Genomic DNA, 18,332 nt, shown 5'->3' with positions numbered 1-18,332 from the left:
GCAGGGACAGGGGATCAGTCGGCCAGCGGGAGATACACCCGGTTACCGGCAGCGGCGAACTCCTTCGACTTCTGGAGCATGCCCTCGGCGATCTCCTCGGGGGACGCCCCCTCGGCGGCCGCACCGCCGAATCGCTCGTTGATGTTCTGGCTGATCTTCATCGAGCAGAACTTCGGCCCGCACATCGAGCAGAAGTGGGCCGTCTTGGCGGGCTCGGCCGGCAGCGTCTCGTCGTGGAACTCCCGTGCCGTGTCCGGGTCGAGAGCCAGATTGAACTGGTCCTCCCACCGGAACTCGAAACGGGCGTCCGACAACGCGTCGTCCCACTCCTGCGCCCCCGGGTGCCCCTTGGCGAGGTCGGCGGCATGAGCGGCGATCTTGTAGGTGATGACGCCGGTCTTGACGTCGTCACGGTTGGGCAGGCCCAGGTGCTCCTTGGGCGTGACGTAGCAGAGCATGGCCGTGCCCCACCAGGCGATCATCGCGGCACCGATGCCGGAGGTGATGTGGTCGTACGCCGGTGCGACGTCCGTCGTCAGCGGGCCGAGCGTATAGAACGGAGCTTCATCGCAGATCTCCTGCTGAAGGTCGATGTTCTCCTTGATCTTGTGCATCGGGACGTGCCCCGGGCCCTCGATCATGGTCTGTACGTTGCAACGCCTGGCGATCCGGTTGAGTTCCCCGAGCGTGCGCAACTCGGCGAACTGCGCCTCGTCGTTGGCGTCCGCGATCGATCCCGGCCGCAGGCCGTCGCCGAGGGAGTACGTGACGTCGTACGCGGCGAGGATCTCGCAGAGCTCCTCGAAGTTCTCGTACAGGAACGACTCCTTGTGGTGGGCCAGACACCAGGCCGCCATGATGGAGCCGCCGCGCGAGACGATGCCGGTCTTGCGGTTCGCGGTGAGCGGTACGTGCGCCAGGCGGACGCCCGCGTGGACCGTCATGTAGTCCACGCCCTGCTCGGCCTGTTCGATCACCGTGTCCTTGTAGATCTCCCAGGTCAGCTCCTCGGCCCGGCCGTCGACCTTCTCCAGCGCCTGGTAGAGCGGCACGGTGCCGATGGGCACGGGGGAGTTGCGCAGCACCCACTCGCGGGTGGTGTGGATGTTGCGGCCGGTGGACAGGTCCATGACCGTGTCGGCGCCCCACCGGGTCGCCCAGGTCATCTTCTCGACCTCCTCCTCGATGGAGGACGTCACCGCCGAGTTGCCGATGTTGGCGTTCACCTTCACCAGGAACCGCTTGCCGATGATCATAGGCTCGATCTCCGGGTGATTGACGTTGGCCGGCAGCACGGCCCGCCCGGCGGCGATCTCCTCACGGACCACCTCCGGTGCGACGTTCTCCCGGATGGCCACGTACTCCATCTCAGGCGTGATCTCACCCCGGCGCGCATACGCGAGCTGGGTCACCGCCGTCCCGCTGCGGCCACGGCGCGGCTGACGCGGACGACCGGGGAAGACCGCGTCCAGGTTGCGCAGACCACCGCGGGGCGAGGTGTGCTTGATCCCGTCGTCCTCGGGACGGACGGGACGGCCCGCGTACTCCTCCGTGTCACCGCGGGCGATGACCCAGTTCTCCCGCAGCGGCGGCAGCCCCCTGCGGACGTCGGTTTCGATGAGTGGATCGGTGTACGGGCCGGAGGTGTCGTAGAGCGTGACCGACTGCCCGTTGGTGAGGTGCACCTGACGGACCGGCACCCGCAGGTCGGGGCGAGAGCCCTCGACGTACGCCTTGTGCCAGCCGATGGACTTCCCGGCCTCCGCGGACTCCGCCTCGGCGGAGTGCTGGGTGGAGGCAGGCGTGCGTGCGTCCTTGATGGTCATGAGACCTACTCCCTACGCCGGCATTACCCGGTAACAGGTTCAGCGGTCGACGCAGCGGTATCCGTCTGCCGATGTCTCGTGGGCAACATCACTCGACTTCGGTGACGTTTCCCGTGAAACATCGCTGGGACGGAGGTCAGCGCCCTCTCAGCCCGGTGCTCCGAGCTCCCGCGTGTACAAAGGTGCCCCCACGCTAGCGTCAATTCGGGCGCGGTGAACAGAGGGCCCCCCTCGTTCTTGCGATGATCGGTCGGTGACCACGACCCAGCACCCTTCCTACCCACCGCACGAGCCTCACCGCGGCCCGGGCGCGCACGCAGGCGCCGGGAGTGCGGAGAGCCATGCCTCCGAAGGCCCGTACGGTGCGGCGGACCGACCTGAGCACACCGGTGACGGCGGGCACGGCGGCGGTGGACACGGGCACGGGAACGGGCACGGGCACAGCCACGGACACGGACCCGCGGCGCCCGTCTCACGCCATCTGCGGAAGGTCATCGCAGCGGTCCTCATCCCCTTCGCCGCGGCGGTGGTGGTCGGGCTCGCCGTGCTCTGGCCGGGCGGCGCGCCGGCGCACGAGCGCACCGGTGTCGGTTTCGACCGGCAGACGCAGGAGGCCACGGTCACCAAGGTGGAGAGGCTGAGCTGCAAGTCCGCCAACGCCTCCGGTGTCCCCCCGACCGGTGACACCTCTACCGCGGAGGGCTCCTCCGCGGTGCAGCAGGCGAACGGCGACTGCAAGCGGGCGACGATCCGCGTCGACACCGGCAAGGACAAGGGCCGTACCTTCAACGAGATCGTGCAGCCGGACCAGACGCGTCAGCTGCACGAGGGCCAGAAGGTGATCGTCGCCTACGAGCCCTCCGCGCCGAAGGACCTGCAGTACTCGGTGACCGACGTCGACCGCGGGTTCCCGTTGGCCCTGCTCGCCGGCATCTTCGCGGTCGCCGTCGTGGTCGTCGGCCGGCTGCGGGGTCTGATGGCCCTGATCTCGCTGGCCATCAGCTTTTTGCTGCTGAACTTCTTCATCCTGCCCGCCATCCTGCAGGGCTCGAACCCGCTGCTCGTGGCGGTGATCGGGTCCAGCGCCATCATGCTGATCGCCCTGTACCTGTGCCACGGGCTGTCGGCGCGGACCTCCGTGGCCGTGCTGGGAACCCTGGTCTCGCTGCTGCTGATCGGTGTCCTGGGGTCGCTGTTCATCGGCTGGGCCGCGCTCACCGGCAACACCGACGACAACACCGGTCTGATCCACGGTCTGTATCCGTCGATCGACATGAGCGGTCTGCTGCTCGCCGGGGTCATCATCGGTTCGCTCGGTGTCCTCGACGACGTGACGGTCACCCAGACATCGGCGGTCTGGGAGCTGCACGAGGCCAATCCGACGATGGGCTGGCGCGGCCTGTACCGCGCGGGCATCCGGATCGGCCGCGACCACATCGCCTCCGTCGTCAACACGCTCGTCCTCGCCTACGCGGGCGCCGCGCTGCCGCTGCTGCTGCTGTTCTCGATCGCACAGAGCAGCGTGGGGGCGGTCGCCAACAGTGAGTTGGTCGCGGAGGAGATCGTGCGCACGCTGGTGGGCTCGATCGGCCTGGTGGCGTCCGTGCCGGTCACCACCGCGCTCGCGGCCCTGGTCGTCTCGGCCGACCGCCCGTCGGGGCGCACGGCCGCGCAGGGGGCCGGTGCGGCGCCGGGTGCCGTGCCGCCGCCGGCGCGTGGCGGGCGGGGCCGTCGCCGCAAGCGCTGAGGCGCCCGGAGACGCCCTCGCGGGCCTTCGCAGAAGAACCGTTCCTGCAAAAGTGCAGGGTCTGAAGCGTTACACCACCCGTCCTGAACCGCCGTAACGGTTCAGCCCGCGCTCTGCTCCTCCGCCAGGATGCGGTCCAGCGCCTCGTCGAGGTGCGCGTCGAAGTCGGCGAGCGCGCCCTCCTGCCCCAGCGGCACCAGCTTGTCGGTCCGGTCGAGGAAGGCCACGAGTGGCGCCGCCGAGGAACGGAACAGCGCCTGGTCGCTGCCGACCTGAAGCCGGATCAGCACCTCGGCCAGCGGCCCCGGGTCGACCGGCGCGATCCGCACATCGCCGTCACCGCACGGCGTACCCACCCCGTCGACCAGCAGCTCCCGTCCGAAGGCCCAGGTCACCGGGGCATCGCCAGGCAGATGGAAGGTCAGCCGCACCGCATAGGGATCACTGGTCTGGTACCGCAGCTCCACCGGGATACGGAAAGAGAGCTCCTCGGACACGAGAAAGCTCATCATGACCTCTGCCTGTACGGACTCGCCCATCGCCTACCCCGTCGTTCGCCGTCGACTGTCCGGGAATCAAACCTCTTACACTGGTGGCATCTTGCTTAACGTACACACCAGATCACAAGGAGTGAGTTTTCAGATACTGATAGAGATCGCGAGTGACCCCAGCAGCAGGCCCATTTCCGTCTGCAGACGCTCCGCCGCGGGCAGCAGCCGGTCGGCCTGACGGGCGGGCAGGGAAAGGGCCACCGCGGCGGCCGTGGTGCCGACGCTGATCGGGATCGCGGCACAGACCACACCCAGCGCGTACTCCTGGCGTTCGGTCACCGGAGCCGTCCGGCGCGTACGTTCCAGTCGTCTCGACAGACTGGCCGCGTCGCGCACCGTGTACGGCGTCACGGGACTCACCGGATAGCGGGCGAGGTGATCGCGGCGGGCTCCCTCGTCCAACTGCGACAGCAGGCACTGCCCGATGGCGTGCGCATGGCCGGTCTCGCGGAAGTCCGCCCACTCCTCGACCGCGGGAGTACCCGGGGCGTCGGAGACGCACATGATCTCGATCTCCCCGTCGCGGTACATGGCGTAGTAGACGGGGGCGCCGATCGCGTCGCGCCAGCGGGCCAGCGCGTCGGCCACCGTGCTGCGACGTTTCTGCTCGGCCCCGCTGCTGCTCAGCCGCTCGGCCGCCTCGCCGAGGAAGAACAGGCCCTTCTCCCGGCGCAGATATCCCTCGTGCACCAGCGTGCGCAGCAGGTGGTACGCCGTGGGCAGCGCCAGCCTCGTCTCACGGGCCAGCTGCTTGGCGGGCGCCCCGTACCGATGCTCCGCGACGCACTCCAGAAGACGCATCGCGCGCTGCACCGAGCCGATGAGGGTCACCGCCGGCGGGTCCACGGACGGTGGCCCGGCGGGGGCGGCGGGCGTCCGGGGTGCCGAACGGGGCTGCACGGGCAGGGCGTGCGGCGGTACGAATGCGGTGTCAGCCGTGGCCAAGGGTCACTCCCGGAACGCGAGGGGGCAGCCCGTGCGGGGAAACACGGGTGGGGTGTACGCCGCTCGCGGGGTCGCCCCCGCGTGGATTTCCGGACTCTAACCGCCGGTCACCGCATACCGACGGCCCGTCCGGGAAACTTCCCTCGCGCGAGGGAACCGGTGATTCCTGTTACCGCCACCGGTGTCCCATGTCGCTCACCAGTCGCTGCGTGACGAGGACCCAGTCATGAACTTGCGTACGACGTAGATCAGTCCGCCGACGAGCGCCACGAAGAGCAGCAGCTTGAACAGCAGTCCGATCACGAAGCCGACCACCGTGGCGATCAGCCCGCCGAACACGACCAGGGCGATGACCGGCACCGCGATCCACTTCACCCACCACGGCAGTCCCGTGAAGATCTCTCGCATCGCCCTCGTCCTCACCTTTCCAGGGAATCTCCTGATGTCCTGCACCCGATGCTAGGGGTGCGAGGGTCACGTCGGGGCCCTCGCACCCCTTGTCTCCCCCTGACCGATCCCCTAGGGAACCCCGGGGCCGCGGCTCAGCTCTCGGGTGGAGAGAACACCACGAGCACCCTCAGATCCTCGCTGATGTGATGGAACTTGTGGGCCACACCGGCCGGCACGTACACCACGCTGCCGCGGGCGACCTGGGTGGTCTCCAGACCCACGGTGATCGAGGCGCGGCCGCTGACCACGAAGTACACCTCGTCCTGCTCGTGCGGCTTCTGCGGATCCGACGTGCCCGCGTCGAGCGCGTACAGACCGACCGACATGTTCCGTTCGCGCAGGAACTGCAGATAGGCACCGTCGTTGGCGGCGCGCTCCGCCTCCAGTTCGTCCAGCCGGAATGCCTTCATCGCTTCGTCCGCCCCTGCCTCACCGTTCGTTTCCGATCGCGTCTGCCACGATCAGACACATGAAGAATTTCCTCGTCAAGACGGTCGCCAACGCGGGCGCCCTGGCCGTCGCCGTATGGCTGCTCGACAAGATCACCCTGACCGGGGGCAGCACCGGCGAGAAGGCCCTCACGCTGATCGTGGTCGCCCTGGTGTTCGGGCTGGTCAACATGCTGGTGAAGCCGATCGTCCAGGTGCTGACCTTCCCGCTGTTCATCCTCACCCTCGGCCTGTTCACACTGGTGGTCAACGCGCTCATGCTGTTGCTCACGTCGTGGCTGGCCGACAAGATCGACCTGAGCTTCCACGTCGACGGCTTCTGGACCGCCGTCCTGGGCGGCCTGATCATCTCCGTCGTGTCCTGGGCGCTCAACGCCTTCCTGCCCGACGAGGACTGAGCCCCATGACCTACCGCGTCTGTTTCGTGTGCACGGGGAACATCTGCCGCTCCCCGATGGCCGAGGCCGTCTTCCACGCGCGCGTGGCGGAGGCCGGCCTCGAGGGCCTCGTCGAAGCCGACAGCGCCGGCACCGACGGGTGGCACGAGGGCGAGGGCGCCGACCCGCGCACCCTGGCCGTCCTGGAGGAGAACGGCTATGGCCTCGACCACACGGCCCGGCAGTTCCAGCCGTCCTGGTTCGCCCGCCTCGACCTCGTCGTCGCGCTCGACGCCGGCCACCTCAGGACGCTGCGGCGGCTCGCGCCCACGGAGCGGGACGCGGCCAAGGTACGGCTGCTGCGGTCGTACGACCCCGCTGCCGACAGCGGGGACCTGGACGTACCGGATCCCTACTACGGAGGTCCGGACGGCTTCGCGCAGTGCCTCGAGATGGTGGAGGCGGCGAGCGACGGACTGCTCGACGCCGTACGCGCACACATGAAGGGACGGGTGGCATGAACGATTCCGCAGGGCACGACGGGGCGGTGCCGGGCACGGACATGTCCGCCGGAGAGGGCACGCGCGCGGTGCGTGCCGGGCTGCCCGAACCGGTCAAGCACGAACCGACCCTGCCCGGACCGGTGTTCGCCGCCCACTTCCATCTGCCGGGCGACCCCACCGGCCCGTACACCTACGGCCGCGACGAGAACCCCACCTGGACGCTCCTGGAGCGCGCCATCGGCGAGCTGGAGGCACCCGGGACGGACGGCGCCGAGACCCTCGTCTTCGCCTCGGGCATGGCCGCGATCTCCTCGGTGCTCTTCTCCCAGCTGCGTGCCGGCGACGTGGCCGTGCTGCCCGACGACGGCTACCAGGCGCTGCCGCTGGTACGGGCCCAGCTGGAGACGTACGGCATCGAGGTGCGCACGGCACCGACCGGCGGCGACGCCCAGCTCGGCGTCCTGGACGGGGCGAGGCTGCTGTGGATCGAGACGCCCTCGAACCCGGGCCTCGACGTGTGCGACATCCGCCGGCTCGTCGAGGCGGCCCACACGCGCGGCGCCCTGGTCGCCGTCGACAACACGCTCGCCACACCGCTCGGCCAGCGCCCCCTGGAGCTCGGTGCCGACTTCTCCGTGGCCAGCGGGACCAAGCAGCTGACCGGCCACGGCGACATCCTGCTGGGATACGTCACCGGCCGCGACGCCGAGGCCATGGCCGCCGTACGGCGCTGGCGCAAGATCGTCGGCGCGATTCCCGGCCCCATGGAGGCCTGGCTCGCGCACCGTTCGATCGCCACCCTCCAGTTGCGCGTCGACCGGCAGAACGCCACCGCGCTGAAGGTCGCCGAAGCTCTGCGGGAGCGGCCCGAGGTGACCGGCCTGCGCTATCCGGGACTGCCCGGCGACCCCGCGCACGAGGTCGCCGAGCGGCAGATGCGGCGCTACGGGTGCGTGGTCTCCTTCACGCTGCCCTCACGCGCGCGTGCCGATCGTTTCCTCCACGCCCTGCGCCTCGTGGACGACGCGACGAGCTTCGGCGGGGTGCGGTCCACGGCCGAGCGGCGCGGGCGCTGGGGCGGCGACGCGGTACCGGAAGGCTTCATCCGTCTCTCGGTCGGCGCGGAGGACCCCGAGGACCTGGTGGCGGACCTGCTGGGCGCGCTGGAGCGGTCGGCGGACTGAGCCCCGCCCCACGGCCTGGTACGACGGACGGTCCGAGCCTCCCCCCTCGTGGCTCGGACCGCCCTTCCGGTTCTGCGCGCGAAGAACCGCGCGACCAAGGCTAGTTGACTCAGTGTCAGTGTCCAATCACAGTAGCGACAGCGACCTATCGACATATTTATAGTTGAGCGCAGCCGAGGGCTCCGGAAACGGCGGGGAAGGGGGAGGTCTTCCGTGGATCTGGCCTTGCTGCGCACGTTCGTGACCGTGCACCGGGCCGGTTCCTTCACCCGCGCCGCCGCCCTGCTCGGCCTCTCCCAGCCTGCCGTCACCTCACAGATCCGGACGCTCGAACGGCAGCTCGGCCGGCCCTTGTTCCTGCGGCAGGCCCGCGGCGTGACCCCGACGACCATCGGCGACGAACTCGCCCACAAGGCCGCCCCGCACCTCGACGCCCTGGTGGAGATCGCCGAGACCGGAGTCGACGACGGCTCCCCGGTACGGACCCTGCATCTGGCCGGACCGCCGGAGTTCACCGCCGAGCGGGCGCTGCCCGCGCTCACGGAACTCACCGGCGCGGACGGACAGGGCTTCGCGCTGCGCGCCACCTTCGGGAACGCCGAGGAGGCACTGGAAGGGCTCTCCGCCGGACATCATGATCTGGCCATCAGCACCGCCCGGCCGCGCGGCGCCCTGCTCACGGCGACTCCGCTCTGCGACGAGGAACACGTCCTGGTCGCCGCGCCTCACTGGGCCGCCCTGACCGGTGCGAAGGAGATCCGCCGAAGCTCGGCGACGGACCTGGCGCATGTGCCCGTGGTCGAGGTGCACGAGTCGCTGCCCTTTGTCACCCGGTACTGGGCGTCCGTCTTCGACACCTGCCCGGCCGTCCCGGGCACCGTCGTCGTCCCCGACCTGCGTGCGGTGCTCACCTGCGTGATCGCGGGAGCCGGGCTCGCCGTCCTGCCCCGCTATCTGTGCGCCGACGCTCTGGTACGCGGGGACGTCGTCGCCCTGCACGATCCGGCGGTGCCGCCGCTACGGACGTACTTCCTGGTGGTGCGCACCGGCACGCTGGCGATGCCGCACATCACCCGGGCCCATGAGTGGCTGCTGCGTGCGGCGGGGGACTGGAACTGAACGGGCGGGCACGCCGATGTTTCACGTGGAACCAGCCGGGCCACATTTCTCCCATGACCGTCCGACCCGTGGTCAAGCGCACCGCCCGCGCCGTCCTCCTGGACGGCGGCGACCTGATTCTGATCAAGCGCACCAAGCCCGGCGTCGATCCCTACTGGGTCACTCCCGGGGGCGGGGTCGAACCGGAGGACACGACTGTCGTCGACGCCCTGCACCGCGAGGTGTACGAGGAACTGGGCGCCAAGATCACCGATGTGGTCCCCTGCTTCGTGGACACCGTCGAGCACATCGGTGAGGACGGCGGGGCGACCGGTGTGAAGGTGCAGCACTTCTTCGTCTGCCGCCTGGAATCCATGGATCCGGCGCTGCGGCACGGTCCCGAGGTCGACGAGCCCGCCGGCGAGTACGAGATCGTCCGGGTGCCGTTCACCAGGGTCGGGATCGCCTCGGTCCACCTCGTGCCGCTGTCGTTGCGGCACTATCTGGACGGCAACATCGAAGGCGTGCGCGCGATGCACGCTCCCGATCTCGGCTGACACCCACGGCACCGGTCCGCCGATGGCCAAAAGGTCACGCGTCCCACAGCAAAGAGGTGGACGCGGACGGCCCCTGTCGGCCAGCCTGACCTGCGTGGCGACTCCTTCCCTCTCCTCTCTGCCGATCCGCCGTCTGACGCTTCGCGATCTCACCGCCTGCGCCGACTTGTCCGAGGACCGGGGGTGGCCACGCGAAGAACACAAGTGGGGCTTCCTTCTCACCGCCGGAAAGGGCTACGGCATCGACGACCCCGACGGCGGTCTCGTCAGTGCCTGCACCGTCACCGAGTACGGCCCGGTCGAGCGGCCGTCCCTCGCGGCCATCGGCATGGTGCTCGTGGCCGAACGGCACGCCCGCCGTGGCGTGGGGCGTCGGCTGATGCGCCATGTGCTCGAGGCGCAGGGCACCACGCCGCTGACACTGCACGCGACCCCCAACGGCCGTCCGCTCTACGAGGAGCTCGGCTTCAAGTGCACGGGCCGGGCGGAGATGGTGCGCGGTCCCTTCACCCCCGACGGCCCCGGACCGCGGGTCGCCACGCGGGCGGCCACCGCGGAGGACCTCACCGCCATCCTCCGGCTCGACGAGGAGGTCTTCGGCGCCGACCGCACACACATCGTCACGCGCCTGCCCGCCTTCGCCGACCAGCTGCGCGTGGCCGAGGAGGCGGGCCGGCTCATCGGGTTCGCCGCCGCCTGGCCCAACATGGACACCCATGTCGTGGGCCCGCTGATCGCCCGCGACACCGAGACGGCCAAAGCGCTCGTCACCTCACTCGCGGCCCACACCGACCGCCCGCTGCGCACCGACATCGACGTACGGCACGAGGAGCTGCTGGCGTGGGCGAACGAGCGCGGCCTCGCATCGGTCGCCACGAACGCGGTCATGACGTACGGGGTCACGGAACTGCCCGGGGACTGGACCCGGCGGTTCGCTCCCCTGACCGTGGCGGCGGGCTGACCTCCGCGCCGCGCGGCGGCACGCCTGCCATCAGCCGAGAGCGTCCACTGCGGCCGTGGCAAAGGCGTGGTCCTGCTCGGGAGCTCCGCCGCCGACCCCGATCGCGCCGATCAGCCGGCCGTCCCGGCGCACCGGCACACCGCCCGCGATGAACAGCAGCGGCCGGTCGAGCGCTGTGGGCAGGGTGTGGAAAAGGCCTCCGGGCTGCACGGTGTCCACGAGGCCGGCGGTGGGGGCGTCCAGCTGGAGTGCCGTGTAGGCCTTGCGGGTGCTGGTCTCTCCCGAGATCAGCACGGCGCGGTCGTCCCGCCGGAAGGCGAGCAGATGACCGCCGGCGTCGAGGACGGTGACGCTGACGGTGACCCCTGCGGCCTCGGCGGCACGGTGGGCCGCGGCGACGAGGTGCTCGGCGTCCTGGATGGTCAGCGGGGTGACGGCAGTGCTGGTGGTCGTGGTCATGCGGGGTTCTCCTTGGTTGTTGCCGGTGGTGGCTGAACCTCGTTGAACGAGGTGGGGTGGGGCCGCTGCGCGGGGACGGCACTGGCCCCGCGACGCGGTGTCCTGGTCGTCCGGGCGGTTCAGTGGGGCACGGTGGTCCGCTGCTCGCCGGGTACGGAGCCCGCGACCACCGCGCTGGGCGCGCTGTCGCGGCGTTCGAGCGCGGCCGAGACGAGGGCCAGGACCAGAGCCGCTGCGGCGAGGGCGGCGCCGACCCAGTTGGGCGCGGTGTAGCCGAAGCCCGCGGCGATGACGACACCGCCGAGCCAGGCGGACAGCGCGTTGCCGAGGTTGAAGGCGCCGATGTTCACCGCCGAGGCCAGCGTGGGGGCGCCGTGCGCGTGGTCGAGGACACGCTTCTGCAGCGGTGGCACGGTGGCGAAGCCCAGCGCGCCGATCAGGACGATCGTCCCGGCTGCCGTGACCTTGTTGTGCGCGGTGAGCGTGAAGAGGGCGAGGACGACGGCCAGGGAGCCCAGGGAGACGTACAGCATGGGCATCAGGGCGCGGTCGGCGAACCGGCCGCCGACGAGGTTGCCGCCGACCATGCCCAGCCCGAAGAGGACCAGCAGCCAGGTGACCGAGCCGTCGGCGAAGCCCGCGACGTGCGTCATCATCGGCGCGATGTACGTGATGGCCGCGAAGACGCCGCCGAAGCCGAGGACGGTCATCGCCATCGCCAGGAGGACCTGAGCGTTCTTGAAGGCGGCGAGCTCGTGCCGCAGGCGCACGCCCTCCGGCTTGGGCACGTCGGGAACGAGCTTGGCGACGCCCGCCAGACCGATCACACCGAGCGCGGCGACAAGGGCGAAAGTGACGCGCCAGCCTGCCGACTGCCCGACCAGCGTGCCCAGGGGTACGCCCACGACATTGGCGACGGTCAGGCCGGTGAACATCATGGCGATCGCTCCGGCCTTCTTGTGCGGGGCGACCAGATCGGCCGCGACGACCGAGCCGATACCGAAGAAGGCGCCGTGGGCGAGCGAGGCGACCACCCGCCCGACGAGCATGACGGAGAACGCGGGGGCCACGGCGGAGAGCAGGTTGCCGACGATGAACAGGCCCATCAGCAGCATCAGCATCCGCTTGCGCGGAACCTTGGTGCCGAGCACGGTCATCAGCGGGGCGCCGAGCATCACGCCGAGCGCGTAGCCGGTCACCAGGAAGCCGGCGGTGGGGATGGAGACCCCGTAGTCGCTCGCGACGTCGGGCAGCAAGCCCATGATCACGAACTCGGTCGTTCCGATCCCGAAGGCCCCGATCGCGAGGGCCAGTAGCGCGAGAGGCATGGAGGTACACCTTCCCAGACGATTGCAGGAGCGCCTTGAGTGCGTCCACAATAGTTGCAGACGCGGGCTACATGCAAACGCTCTAAATTGCGCGACTGGTCTACCCTTGTCACAGCCGCTCCAGGACGGAGGAACCACATGACAGCGACGGACCCCGCGCTCACCGCCCTCTCCCAGGGCTGGTGCGCCCTCTCCCTGCTGCACGGGAGGATCGAGGCACACATCGAGCGCGCCCTGCAGTCCGGGCACGACCTGAGCGTGCGTGAGTACTCCCTGCTCGACGTGCTCAGCCGACAGCACGACGGCGACGGAGGCCATCTGCAGATGAAGCAGGTCGCCGACGCCGTCGTCCTCAGCCAGAGCGCCACCACCCGCCTGGTGACACGCCTCGAGGACCGCGGTCTGCTCGAGCGGTACCTGTGTCCCACCGACCGCCGCGGCATTTACACCAACGTCACCGCCGAGGGCATGAAGCTGCTGAACGCGGCACGGCCCACCAACGACGCCGCTCTGCGCGAGGCTCTCGACGAGGCGGCACGAAACCCCGAGCTGGCTCCGCTGGTCCGGGCGGTGGAGACGTTGAAGGCACCGGTGCCCGCATGACCGAAGCCGGCGCGGGCCCGTCTCCGCGCCGGTCCGCGCTGCATAGGGTGCGGTCATGGGAGATCTTGAAATACGTCGCACCACCGAGGACGACATCCCCGCGATCGTGGCGATGCTCGCCGACGACCCGCTGGGCGCCCGGCGCGAGTCACCGGACGATCTGAGCCCTTACCTGGCGGCCTTCGAACGGCTCCGTGCCGATCCCCAGCAGCAACTGGTCGTGGCCGTTCGCGAGGACCGCGTCGTGGGCACGCTCCAGCTGACCGTCGTCCCCGGCCTCTCCCGGCGCGGCGCCACCCGCTCGATCATCGAAGGCGTACGTATCCACGCCGACGAGCGGAGCAGCGGCCTGGGCACCCAGCTCATCGAATGGGCCGTCGCCGAGTCCCGTCGGCAGGGATGCCACCTGGTCCAGCTCACCTCCGACAAGACCCGCACGGACGCGCACCGCTTCTACGAACGCCTCGGTTTCTCGGCCTCGCACACGGGCTTCAAGCTCGAACTCTGAGGTCGTCCGCCCGTGCCCTTGGGCCGCTGTTTCACGTGAAACGGCCCCAAGGGCAGGCGCAGACCTAGCCGATGCCTCGCCATCCCGCCGGGTCCACCCCTCCCGGCACGGAGGCCTCTTCGTCATAGGGCCGGCGTGTGAAGACGAACGACCCGAGGTCCAGATGGCTCACGGTCCCGTCCGGGCGCCGCTCGGCGCGCAGCAGCTCACCGGCGTAATAGCCCTCCAGCCCCGTCCAGGTTCCGTCGCCGTTCGCCCGGAAGCGTGAGCGGCGGCCCTGGCCCGACAGCGGCCCCAACGAGACTCCCCCATCAGGTGTCAGCCGCAGCGCGAAGGCCTGGGTCCCCCAGTACCACTGCCCGGTCAGCTCCAGCACGGAGGCGTCGACGTCCGGCAGCGGCCGCCACGGCTCCGGGATCCGCGGTTCGGCCTCCGCGACGATCCGTACGAGGTCGGCGCCCACCCCGGCCGTCAGCGGGCCGGAGGTGCAGTTGGTCAGCACGACCGCCGCCACGTCGTCCTCGACGCCGATGGTGAGGTTGGCCAGAAAACCCGGCAGGGAACCGGAGTGGCCCACGAGCAGCCGTCCGTCCCGGTGCTGGATCTGCAGGCCCAGCCCGTACGTCACACCGTCCGCGACGTCCGCGGCCTCGGCCGGCGCCGCGGGGGCCCGCATCTCCCGCACCGTCTCGGCGCTCAGCACCCTGTCGTCGCCCTTCACCAGGAAGGCGGCGAACCGCGCCAGGTCCCCGGTGGTGGACCAGAGCTGACCGGCCGGAGCCATCCGCCCGAGGTCCTCGGCGGGCTCCGGCAGCATCACGTCGGCCCACGGATGCACCGCCCAGCCGCCGGCATGCGGCGCCTGTGGTTGCGTGGTCGTACGGTCCAGACCCAGCGGCTCCAGCACCTCCCGCCGCAGCACGTCCTCCCACGGCGCCCCGCGCAGTCGCTCGACCAGCGCGCCCAGCAGCGTGTAACCGGGGTTCGAGTAATGGTGTCGACGGCCCACCGGATGCAGCAGAGGCTGCTTGCCCAGGACATCGGCCAGCTCGGGACGCAGGGAGCCAGGGGTCCGCTCCCACCACGGCGCGGGGGACTCGGCGGCCAGCCCGCCCGTGTGCGCGAGGAGTCCGGCAATGGTGGCCTCGCCCGCTCCGGTGCCCGGCAGGTGCTTCTCCAGCCGGTCTCCGAGGTCGAGCACGCCCTCGTCGCGCAACCGCAGCACCAGAACGGCGGTGAAGGTCTTGGTGATCGAGCCGATCCGGTACTGCACGTTCTCGTCCGGCGCGTGCCCGTCGACCGATGTCCGCGCCCCGTGCCACACGGTCCGTCCGTCCCGCACCACCGCGGCGACGAGCGACGGCGTGCGGCCTTCGGCCTGGGCGACGGCGATCCGGTGCAGCAGTGCACGGCGGGTGCCGGGGAGCAGCTCTTCGTGTGGTGTCGTCATGCCCCCAGTCCACCGGGCCGCGCACCCCGCGTCGAACCGTTTTCCCTGATCGGCCGATCAGGTCTGCGCCATGTCCACGAACCGGGAGTAGTGACCCTGGAAGGCGACCGTGATGGTCGCCGTCGGACCGTTTCGGTGCTTGGCCACGATCAGGTCCGCCTCGCCCGCGCGCGGCGACTCCTTCTCGTAGGCGTCCTCACGGTGCAGCAGGATCACCATGTCGGCGTCCTGCTCGATGGAGCCGGACTCACGCAGGTCGGAGACCATCGGCTTCTTGTCGGTGCGCTGCTCGGGGCCACGGTTCAGCTGGGAGAGCGCGATGACGGGGATCTCCAGCTCCTTGGCCAGCAGCTTGAGGTTACGGGACATGTCCGAGACCTCCTGCTGGCGGCTCTCGGCCCGCTTGGAGCCGCCGGACTGCATCAGCTGGAGGTAGTCGATGACCACCAGCTTGAGGTCGTTGCGCTGTTTGAGCCGGCGGCATTTGGCGCGGATCTCCATCATCGACAGGTTCGGGGAGTCGTCGATGTAGAGCGGAGCGGCCGAGACGTCGGGCATCCGGCGTGCCAGCCGCGTCCAGTCGTCGTCCGTCATCGTGCCGGACCGCATGTGGTGCAGCGCGACGCGGGCCTCGGCGGACAGCAGACGCATCGCGATCTCGTTGCGTCCCATCTCGAGCGAGAAGATGACGCTCGGCAGATTGTTCTTGATCGAGGCGGCGCGAGCGAAGTCCAGCGCGAGCGTCGACTTGCCCATCGCCGGACGGGCGGCGATGACGATCATCTGCCCCGGGTGGAGGCCGTTGGTGAGCGAGTCGAAGTCGGTGAATCCCGTCGGCACACCGGTCATCTCGCCGCTGCGCGACCCGATCGCCTCGATCTCGTCGAGCGCGCCCTCCATGATGTCGCCCAGCGGCAGGTAGTCCTCGCTGGTGCGCTGCTCGGTGACGGCGTAGATCTCGGCCTGGGCACGGTTGACGATCTCGTCGACGTCGTCGTCGGCCGCGTATCCCATCTGCGTGATCCGGGTGCCTGCCTCCACGAGGCGGCGCAGGACCGCACGCTCGTGGACGATCTCCGCGTAGTAGGCGGCGTTCGCGGCCGTGGGCACGGTCTGGACGAGCGTGTGCAGATACGAGGCACCGCCGACCTTGTTGATCTCACCGCGCTTGGTGAGCTCGGCGGCGATCGTGATGGGGTCGGCCGGCTCCCCCTTGGCGTAGATGTCGAGGATCGCCTGGTAGATCGTCTCGTGGGCCGGCTTGTAGAAGTCGTGGCCCTTGAGGATCTCGACGACGTCCGCGATGGCGTCCTTGGACAGCAGCATGCCGCCGAGTACAGACTGTTCGGCCTCCAGGTCCTGCGGGGGCACCCGCTCGAACGTGGACGGTCCCGCGCCGTCCCACGCGCCGCCGTCACGGCCACGATCGTGCTGGTCGTCGCGGGTCCTGGCGCTGTCGCTCCGACGGCGGGACGCAGGAAGACGATCACTGGGGCCGCTGTCGGCCCACGGGTCGTCCAAGGGCTCGGAAATGCTCACCGAGCCACCTCCTCCCGTCCGCCGAGCGGACCTCGCCGTGCTCGTCATTTCTACGGCACGGCACTGACAAATAAGACGCCCAACTCCGGTTCTAAAGCGTCGGTTTTGTGATGGTTCACAAGCCGTCGACAGGAGCAGGCGCCGGACCACCGTAGGCCCGCGGGCACCGTCAGCCAATCTGGTTATCCACAGGCCATGTGGACGACTGGCCAGATGCTGTGGACAACTCGTCGAAAGCTGTGCACGACCCGGTGGACAGCCCTGTGAACAAGCCCTCCCTGTGACCACAGACACTCTTCTGACCTGCGGGTTCACCATCCACGGGCTGTGCAGAAGAAAAACTTTCCCAGTCGGATCAAGATCACTTCGAACCGCACACAAGAGCGCACCGGGTGCGAGGATAAGTAAGGGTTGCTAAAGCTTTGCATCTCTTACCTGTGGACGATTAGATTGGTGCTCATGACACAGGCCCCCGCGCGCTCCCGCACCGCCCGGCGCCGGCACGACCGAGAGATCGTCGCGCTGGCTGTCCCGGCCTTCGGCGCGCTCGTCGCCGAGCCCCTCTTCGTCATGGCCGACAGCGCCATCGTCGGCCATCTCGGCACCGCACAACTCGCCGGTCTCGGCGTCGCCTCAGCCCTGCTGACCACCGCCGTCAGCGTGTTCGTCTTCCTCGCCTACGCCACCACGGCGGCCGTCGCCCGACGCGTCGGGGCAGGCGATCTGCAGGCCGCCATCCGTCAGGGCATGGACGGCATCTGGCTGGCGCTGCTGCTCGGCGCCGCCGTCATCGCCGTCGTCCTGCCGACGGCGCCGTCCTTGGTCGACCTCTTCGGGGCCTCCGACACCGCTGCCCCCTATGCAGTCACCTATCTGCGGATCTCCTCGCTCGGTATCCCCGCCATGCTCGTCGTGCTCGCCTCGACCGGTGTTCTGCGGGGACTGCAGGACACCCGGACCCCGCTCTACGTGGCCGTCGCCGGCTTCGTCGCCAACGCCGTTCTCAATGTCGGGCTCGTCTACGGCGCCGGTCTCGGCATCGCGGGCTCCGCCTGGGGCACCGTCATCGCCCAACTCGGCATGGCCGCGGTGTACCTGGGAGTGGTCGTCCGCGGAGCACGCCGGCACGGCGCGTCCCTGCGCCCGGACGCCGCCGGGATCAGGGCGTCCGCGCAGGCCGGAATTCCCTTGCTCGTCCGTACCCTGTCCCTGCGGGCGATCCTCATGATCGCCACGGCCGTGGCGGCCCGGCTCGGCGACGCCGACATCGCAGCCCATCAGATCGTCCTGTCCCTGTGGAGCCTGCTGGCCTTCGCCCTCGATGCGATCGCCATCGCCGGACAAGCCATCATCGGGCGCTATCTGGGAGCCGGTGACACCCAGGGCGCCCGGGACGCCTGCCGCAGGATGGTCGAGTGGGGCATCGCCGTCGGAGTCCTGCTGGGCCTTCTCGTGGTGCTGGCCCGGCCGGCGTTCCTGCCCCTGTTCACCAGCGACTCCTCGGTCAAGGACGCCGCGTTGCCCGCCCTGGTGATCGTGGCGCTCTCCCAGCCGGTCTGCGGCGTGGTCTTCGTCCTGGACGGCGTACTGATGGGCGCGGGGGACGGCCCGTACCTTGCCTGGGCGATGCTGCTCACCCTGGCGGTCTTCACTCCCGCTGCGCTTCTCGTCCCGACGCTCGGCGGGGGGCTCACGGCGCTGTGGGGAGCCATGACCTTGATGATGACCATGCGCATGCTGACGCTGTGGTGGCGTGCGCGGTCGGGCCGTTGGGTCGTCACCGGCGCGACGCGCTGA

19 protein-coding genes and 1 riboswitch are annotated in these 18,332 nt (G+C 69.8%); of the genes, 10 read left to right on the top strand and 9 right to left on the bottom strand.

What is annotated here, in order from left to right:
• Positions 1–14: 14 nt before the first annotated feature.
• Positions 15–1,826: a phosphomethylpyrimidine synthase ThiC gene (gene thiC / locus AB0E77_RS23145; protein ID WP_361573538.1), complete on the bottom strand. Its 1,812-nt coding sequence runs from the start codon at positions 1,824–1,826 to the stop codon at positions 15–17.
• Positions 1,819–2,008: riboswitch (TPP riboswitch) on the bottom strand. It overlaps the preceding gene by 8 nt.
• Before the next feature lie 71 nt (positions 2,009–2,079).
• On the opposite strand from thiC, the gene AB0E77_RS23140 reads away from it, so the two are divergent.
• Positions 2,080–3,573: a YibE/F family protein gene (locus AB0E77_RS23140; RefSeq protein ID WP_361573536.1), complete on the top strand. Its 1,494-nt coding sequence runs from the start codon at positions 2,080–2,082 to the stop codon at positions 3,571–3,573.
• A 101-nt stretch (positions 3,574–3,674) separates the two neighbouring features.
• On the opposite strand, the gene AB0E77_RS23135 is transcribed toward AB0E77_RS23140, so the two are convergent.
• From AB0E77_RS23135 to AB0E77_RS23120, 4 genes are all read right to left on the bottom strand, one after another.
• Entirely contained in the window at positions 3,675–4,112 is a 438-nt protein-coding gene (locus tag AB0E77_RS23135) for an SsgA family sporulation/cell division regulator (protein ID WP_161166502.1), read from the bottom strand.
• 99 nt (positions 4,113–4,211) lie between these two features.
• Positions 4,212–4,925, bottom strand: a complete 714-nt coding sequence (locus AB0E77_RS23130) for an IclR family transcriptional regulator C-terminal domain-containing protein (RefSeq protein WP_361573597.1) — start codon at positions 4,923–4,925, stop codon at positions 4,212–4,214.
• Between the two features lie 339 nt (positions 4,926–5,264).
• The gene (locus AB0E77_RS23125; RefSeq protein WP_361573535.1) at positions 5,265–5,477 is read right to left on the bottom strand and encodes a DUF5326 family protein; all 213 of its coding nucleotides are present in this window, start codon (positions 5,475–5,477) and stop codon (positions 5,265–5,267) included.
• A 134-nt stretch (positions 5,478–5,611) separates the two neighbouring features.
• A complete protein-coding gene (locus tag AB0E77_RS23120; protein WP_361573533.1) occupies positions 5,612–5,929 on the bottom strand; it encodes a cupin domain-containing protein in 318 nt (105 codons plus the stop codon).
• Positions 5,930–5,988: 59 nt separating this feature from the next.
• Here AB0E77_RS23120 and AB0E77_RS23115 point away from each other — a divergent pair, with 59 nt between their 5' ends.
• The 6 genes from AB0E77_RS23115 to AB0E77_RS23090 all read left to right on the top strand — a co-directional run bounded on the left by AB0E77_RS23115 (position 5,989) and on the right by AB0E77_RS23090 (position 10,648).
• A complete protein-coding gene (locus AB0E77_RS23115; RefSeq protein WP_361573531.1) occupies positions 5,989–6,366 on the top strand; it encodes a phage holin family protein in 378 nt (125 codons plus the stop codon).
• A 5-nt stretch (positions 6,367–6,371) separates the two neighbouring features.
• A complete protein-coding gene (locus AB0E77_RS23110; protein WP_361573529.1) occupies positions 6,372–6,866 on the top strand; it encodes a low molecular weight protein-tyrosine-phosphatase in 495 nt (164 codons plus the stop codon).
• The gene (locus AB0E77_RS23105) at positions 6,863–8,032 is read left to right on the top strand and encodes a cystathionine gamma-lyase (protein ID WP_361573527.1); all 1,170 of its coding nucleotides are present in this window, start codon (positions 6,863–6,865) and stop codon (positions 8,030–8,032) included. The genes AB0E77_RS23110 and AB0E77_RS23105 overlap by 4 nt, the downstream gene beginning before the upstream one ends.
• A 213-nt stretch (positions 8,033–8,245) precedes the next feature.
• Entirely contained in the window at positions 8,246–9,151 is a 906-nt protein-coding gene (locus tag AB0E77_RS23100) for a LysR family transcriptional regulator (RefSeq protein ID WP_361573525.1), read from the top strand.
• A 53-nt stretch (positions 9,152–9,204) separates the two neighbouring features.
• On the top strand, positions 9,205–9,687 hold the full coding sequence (locus AB0E77_RS23095) for an NUDIX hydrolase (protein ID WP_361573524.1): 483 nt from the start codon (positions 9,205–9,207) through the stop codon (positions 9,685–9,687).
• A gap of 94 nt (positions 9,688–9,781) precedes the next feature.
• Entirely contained in the window at positions 9,782–10,648 is an 867-nt protein-coding gene (locus AB0E77_RS23090) for a GNAT family N-acetyltransferase (protein ID WP_361573522.1), read from the top strand.
• A gap of 30 nt (positions 10,649–10,678) precedes the next feature.
• Here AB0E77_RS23090 and AB0E77_RS23085 read toward each other — a convergent pair whose 3' ends face one another.
• Complete coding sequence (locus tag AB0E77_RS23085) at positions 10,679–11,107, bottom strand: heme-binding protein (protein ID WP_361573520.1); 429 nt, start codon at positions 11,105–11,107, stop codon at positions 10,679–10,681.
• Between the two features lie 119 nt (positions 11,108–11,226).
• Positions 11,227–12,435, bottom strand: a complete 1,209-nt coding sequence (locus AB0E77_RS23080; protein WP_361573518.1) for an MFS transporter — start codon at positions 12,433–12,435, stop codon at positions 11,227–11,229.
• 138 nt (positions 12,436–12,573) lie between these two features.
• Between AB0E77_RS23080 and AB0E77_RS23075 the strand changes: the two genes are divergently transcribed.
• Complete coding sequence (locus AB0E77_RS23075; RefSeq protein WP_361573516.1) at positions 12,574–13,038, top strand: MarR family transcriptional regulator; 465 nt, start codon at positions 12,574–12,576, stop codon at positions 13,036–13,038.
• A 55-nt stretch (positions 13,039–13,093) separates the two neighbouring features.
• Positions 13,094–13,546 (top strand): GNAT family N-acetyltransferase, encoded by a 453-nt coding sequence (locus tag AB0E77_RS23070; protein WP_361573514.1) that lies wholly within the window; start codon positions 13,094–13,096, stop codon positions 13,544–13,546.
• A gap of 64 nt (positions 13,547–13,610) precedes the next feature.
• On the opposite strand, the gene AB0E77_RS23065 is transcribed toward AB0E77_RS23070, so the two are convergent.
• Together AB0E77_RS23065 and dnaB are read right to left on the bottom strand one after the other, a co-directional pair.
• On the bottom strand, positions 13,611–14,996 hold the full coding sequence (locus AB0E77_RS23065) for a serine hydrolase domain-containing protein (RefSeq protein ID WP_361573512.1): 1,386 nt from the start codon (positions 14,994–14,996) through the stop codon (positions 13,611–13,613).
• 57 nt (positions 14,997–15,053) lie between these two features.
• A complete protein-coding gene (gene dnaB / locus AB0E77_RS23060) occupies positions 15,054–16,535 on the bottom strand; it encodes a replicative DNA helicase (protein ID WP_361573510.1) in 1,482 nt (493 codons plus the stop codon).
• Between the two features lie 459 nt (positions 16,536–16,994).
• On the opposite strand from dnaB, the gene AB0E77_RS23055 reads away from it, so the two are divergent.
• On the top strand, positions 16,995–18,332 hold the full coding sequence (locus tag AB0E77_RS23055; protein ID WP_361573508.1) for an MATE family efflux transporter: 1,338 nt from the start codon (positions 16,995–16,997) through the stop codon (positions 18,330–18,332).

The organism is Streptomyces sp. NPDC032940 (assembly GCF_040636935.1).
Lineage (GTDB): Bacteria > Actinomycetota > Actinomycetes > Streptomycetales > Streptomycetaceae > Streptomyces.
This window is presented reverse-complemented; position numbering and strand designations above follow the sequence as displayed.

What these genes read in the sequence shown, in the direction of transcription:
- AB0E77_RS23115 (WP_361573531.1), top strand. Translation starts at nt 5,989, where the DNA reads ATGAAGAATTTCCTCGTCAAGACGGTCGCCAACGCGGGCGCCCTGGCC.
- AB0E77_RS23105 (WP_361573527.1), top strand. Translation starts at nt 6,863, where the DNA reads ATGAACGATTCCGCAGGGCACGACGGGGCGGTGCCGGGCACGGACATG.
- AB0E77_RS23070 (WP_361573514.1), top strand. Translation starts at nt 13,094, where the DNA reads ATGGGAGATCTTGAAATACGTCGCACCACCGAGGACGACATCCCCGCG.
- AB0E77_RS23080 (WP_361573518.1), bottom strand. Translation starts at nt 12,435, where the DNA reads ATGCCTCTCGCGCTACTGGCCCTCGCGATCGGGGCCTTCGGGATCGGA.
- AB0E77_RS23130 (WP_361573597.1), bottom strand. Translation starts at nt 4,925, where the DNA reads ATGCGTCTTCTGGAGTGCGTCGCGGAGCATCGGTACGGGGCGCCCGCC.
- AB0E77_RS23125 (WP_361573535.1), bottom strand. Translation starts at nt 5,477, where the DNA reads ATGCGAGAGATCTTCACGGGACTGCCGTGGTGGGTGAAGTGGATCGCG.
- AB0E77_RS23075 (WP_361573516.1), top strand. Translation starts at nt 12,574, where the DNA reads ATGACAGCGACGGACCCCGCGCTCACCGCCCTCTCCCAGGGCTGGTGC.
- AB0E77_RS23120 (WP_361573533.1), bottom strand. Translation starts at nt 5,929, where the DNA reads ATGAAGGCATTCCGGCTGGACGAACTGGAGGCGGAGCGCGCCGCCAAC.
- AB0E77_RS23110 (WP_361573529.1), top strand. Translation starts at nt 6,372, where the DNA reads ATGACCTACCGCGTCTGTTTCGTGTGCACGGGGAACATCTGCCGCTCC.
- thiC (WP_361573538.1), bottom strand. Translation starts at nt 1,826, where the DNA reads ATGACCATCAAGGACGCACGCACGCCTGCCTCCACCCAGCACTCCGCC.
- AB0E77_RS23065 (WP_361573512.1), bottom strand. Translation starts at nt 14,996, where the DNA reads ATGACGACACCACACGAAGAGCTGCTCCCCGGCACCCGCCGTGCACTG.
- AB0E77_RS23085 (WP_361573520.1), bottom strand. Translation starts at nt 11,107, where the DNA reads ATGACCACGACCACCAGCACTGCCGTCACCCCGCTGACCATCCAGGAC.
- AB0E77_RS23095 (WP_361573524.1), top strand. Translation starts at nt 9,205, where the DNA reads ATGACCGTCCGACCCGTGGTCAAGCGCACCGCCCGCGCCGTCCTCCTG.
- AB0E77_RS23135 (WP_161166502.1), bottom strand. Translation starts at nt 4,112, where the DNA reads ATGGGCGAGTCCGTACAGGCAGAGGTCATGATGAGCTTTCTCGTGTCC.
- AB0E77_RS23055 (WP_361573508.1), top strand. Translation starts at nt 16,995, where the DNA reads ATGACACAGGCCCCCGCGCGCTCCCGCACCGCCCGGCGCCGGCACGAC.